3 protein-coding genes are annotated in these 3,699 nt (G+C 43.3%); 1 reads left to right on the top strand and 2 read right to left on the bottom strand.

What is annotated here, in order from left to right; genetic code table 11:
* A partial coding sequence (nrfD, locus tag CXF78_RS14540) for an NrfD/PsrC family molybdoenzyme membrane anchor subunit (RefSeq protein WP_180957155.1) occupies positions 1 to 586 on the top strand: 586 nt, incomplete at its 5' end.
* Positions 587 to 746: 160 nt separating this feature from the next.
* On the opposite strand, the gene CXF78_RS14535 is transcribed toward nrfD, so the two are convergent.
* Both CXF78_RS14535 and CXF78_RS14530 read right to left on the bottom strand, forming a co-directional pair.
* Positions 747 to 1,427 carry a Fe2+-dependent dioxygenase gene (locus tag CXF78_RS14535; RefSeq protein ID WP_102037207.1) on the bottom strand — a complete coding sequence of 227 codons (681 nt, stop codon included), beginning with the start codon at positions 1,425 to 1,427 and terminating at the stop codon, positions 747 to 749.
* A 14-nt stretch (positions 1,428 to 1,441) separates the two neighbouring features.
* The coding region (locus tag CXF78_RS14530) for a TonB-dependent receptor (RefSeq protein ID WP_102037206.1) at positions 1,442 to 3,699 on the bottom strand (2,258 nt) is incomplete at its 5' end.

The raw sequence follows: 3,699 nt of genomic DNA, 5'->3' as shown, positions 1-3,699 counted from the left end.
ATGGTGCCAACCTCGCTTCCCGATAGTGTGTAAAACAACCACAATGCTCGCGAAGTATGAAGCTGGAATAACGGGGTTGTTGATCATCTTTTCTGTGTCGCTAGGTGCCTATACCGGATTTTTATTATCGGCTCAGCCACGCTTCCCTATGCTAAATAACCCTGTGTTACCTTTGTTGTTTTTAGCATCGGGTTTATCTTCAGGTGCCGCGGCGTCGTTATTAGGCGGAGTGTTACTCAAAGGCAGCCCTAATGGTCAGGAAGTGCGTTTTATCCATAGAGTAGAAATCCCATTGATTTTAGGAGAAATTTTCCTTATTTTTACCTTCTTTATGGGTTTAGTTCTCAGTGGTGGTCAAAGTAAAGTCGCGGCATTAAACGCGATTGGAGAAGGATTTTGGGGTTTAATATTTTGGTTCGGGATTATGGGATTAGGATTGTCTGCCCCATTAGCGATGAATTTATTTATGAACGCCACTTCAAAACGCAAGTTTTCCTATGTTGCCGGAACTGCGTGCCTGAGCTTATTGGGCGTTATCATGCTACGTAACTTTGTACTTTATACTGGCCAAATGGTGGTAAGTTAGCGCGATAAACGGTGATAGCATGTGTTAACAACCGCACTATCACCGTATATTCAACAGAGAATATTCCGTTTGCGTTCCCACCTTATTTAATCACATCCTCGCCTGGCTAATTATGCTAAATGCTCCCAACATGCGAGCAATTAAAAGCCAGTGATTGCGTTTACAGCTGGGTAAACTGTCTAATTAAATTGTGATACACATTATGTAGATTATCTAGCTCAGCGCGGTCTGTGTTGTTGGCTTTGATCAAATTTTGAATACTTTGATCGAGCTGATACAAGGTTTGGCGTAAAGTCACATCGGCCACCATACTTTGCATCCACGTAATAGCTGCAATGCGTTGCCCTCGAGTTACTGCAGTCACTTTATGCAAACTACTCGACGGGTATACTACGGCGTATCCTGCAGGTAACTTAATTTGCTGCTGGCCAAATTCGGTGGCAATAACTAATTCACCACCGTCATACTCTTCGGGTTCACTCAAAAATACCGTCATTGATACATCACTACGGATCACTTCTGAGGTATTAGGGATCCGCATGATGGCTGCATCAACATGGTAACCATACTCTTCAGTTTCGCTATAACGATTAAAGCACGGCGGAAATATTTTATGCGGTAACGCCGCTGATACAATTTTAGGTGTTTCGCCAATACGCGCCAATAGTTGATTAGCTAGTTGGCGCACATTAGCGTGTTGTGCATCTGCTTGATTGTTATTTTTAACCGACGCCGCCATTCCCATTGCGGTTTTACGACCGTCTCCCCACGGACATTCAGCCAGTTGCTGACGATAAGCACCGACATCCTGTTTCGAGAGAATTTGTTCAATAACAATCATGCAAATACCTTTAATTAAAACTCATATGTCATCGACAATTTAGCATTACGGGCGTCACCTAAGTACATAAATGAGCCGGAACGATAAGCTGCAGTCCAATATTCTTCGTTCAATATGTTACCTACGTTTATGCGGAAAGTTAAATCCTCAGTAGCATTGTAACTGGCAAATAAATCAACTACTTGATAGTTAGGCACCACAATGCTGTAACGGCTATTGTCGCTATCATAACCTGCTGCAGTGTCTGGTTGTCCGCCATACATTTCACTTTGATAAGTGTAGCTACCACCAAATACAAATGATTCGGTTAGCTCATAACGCAGTTGCAAATAAGCACTTTCGTCAGCAAAGTTACTTAGTACTAAACCAATGTTAGCTGGATTGTAAGACTCTAAAATTTCTGAATCCATTTTGGCAGCCGAGAATTGTATGCTGAGCTTGTCAGTAATATTTCCGACCATGCCAAACTCAATGCCTTTAACGCGGTTTTTACCCGTGTTAAGTGTACCTAGCGTTGAGTAACTGTCGCCAACACTTTCCATTACATCACTTTTAGTGATTTGGAAAATCGATGCCGAAAACATCATTTTGTCATCAAACAACATCCACTTGGTACCGAGCTCTAGGTTTTCAACAATTTCGGCATCAGCTTCAGCAGCTTGCTCTTGCGTACCACAAATACCACCGTAACCACAGTTAGCACCTAAATCAGACTCTCCGCCGTTGATGTTGGTTGCAGTACTGTAGTTGGCGTAGATATTGGCATCTTCAGACATGTCATAAACTAAGCCAATATTACCGTTATACATGGTATCGGAATAGGCATAATCCACTTCACCATCGCGACCTGTTGTGTTGTTACTGTAATCAAAGCTGTCTTGTCTAAAACCAAAGAATAGTGCTAACTGATCGGTTAACTCAACCGTATCCATCATGTATGCCGACACGGTTTCGATGTCGTATATAGCATCAGATCCACCATCAACATAGCTGCGATTCATTAACTGGCCGATATTGTCGACAGTATTGCCGTTACCATCAATAATACAATAAGCCTCTGATACACCACGGCGCCCCTCGGTCAAACAATTACCATCATTATTGTTGGTGATGCTATATACGCCGTTATCAACATTTTCATCTGTGTATTCAAGGCCAAACACTAACTTGTGATCAAAACCAAGTGCTTGGGTGTTCCAAAATAAATTGAATTGAGTGCTGACGTAATCAACATCTTGGTTACCTTGGTGAGTACTAAGCGTTAACGTGCTTGCTCCAGGCGCTGTTGGGTCGGTATCTGCGCGCGTTGTGCCGCCCATCCCTGTTGTAATATAGCCATTTTCGGTATGTCCAACGCGTGTGGCGTTGTACAACGTAATGCTGTCATTTAACTCATATTCGGTACGTAAAGTGAACGTGGTGACCTTAGAATTTAGAAAATCACCATCTTGAGCATAAACAGGAATATCTTCTAGCGGCTTACGAGTATCTCGATCAAAATAACTGCCTAAATCTGGCACATCTTTCGCGTCTAGGTAGTAACCATCGGCAGTAAACGACAATGCATCGGTGGCTTCATACACACCCGATAACTGAACACCTTGGCGTTCACTCGTAATACCTTCGCGGCCCGGTTTGTCTTCTTCAGCCGTTAATCCGTTAAGGCGTACTGCCACTTTGTCTGATATCGGTAAGTTATAGTCCACCGTTAGACGAGTGTGATCGTCAGTACCAATACCCAAATCGACGCGACCAAAATCGTAAGCTACTGAGGCTTTTTTAGTCACACTATTAATGGCACCACCTGATGAACCACGGCCAGCAAATGTTGAACTTGGACCTTTGGTAATTTCAACACGCTCGGTAGCAAAACTTTCGCGAGTGGTCATGCCAGGGTCGCGAAGTCCATCAACAAACACGTCACTACGTGCTTCGTGGCCACGGATAATATAACGATCACCGAATGCATTACCGTTTTCACCAGTACCAAGAGTAACACCCGCTTGAGCTGACAAAATGTCTTTTAAGTCCGTATTTCCTGACTCTTGAATTTGGTCTTGAGTTAACACGGTAATCACTTGCGGCGTATCGACAAGTGCAGCCATACGGCGTTTGTCGGCTGAGTTATTAAACATGTAAACCGAGTTTTGCACACCATGAACACGAATTCGCTCAATAGATTCGTCTGTTTGCGCTGGTTTACATTTTGCCAATATATCCTTATCACAAGTTTCATTTTTGGCGTCTGCGGCATATAGCGCTGGGCTACTGA

Origin of the sequence: Shewanella sp. 11B5 (genome assembly GCF_002836795.1) — a bacterium.
Taxonomy (GTDB): domain Bacteria; phylum Pseudomonadota; class Gammaproteobacteria; order Enterobacterales; family Shewanellaceae; genus Shewanella; species Shewanella frigidimarina.
This window is presented reverse-complemented; position numbering and strand designations above follow the sequence as displayed.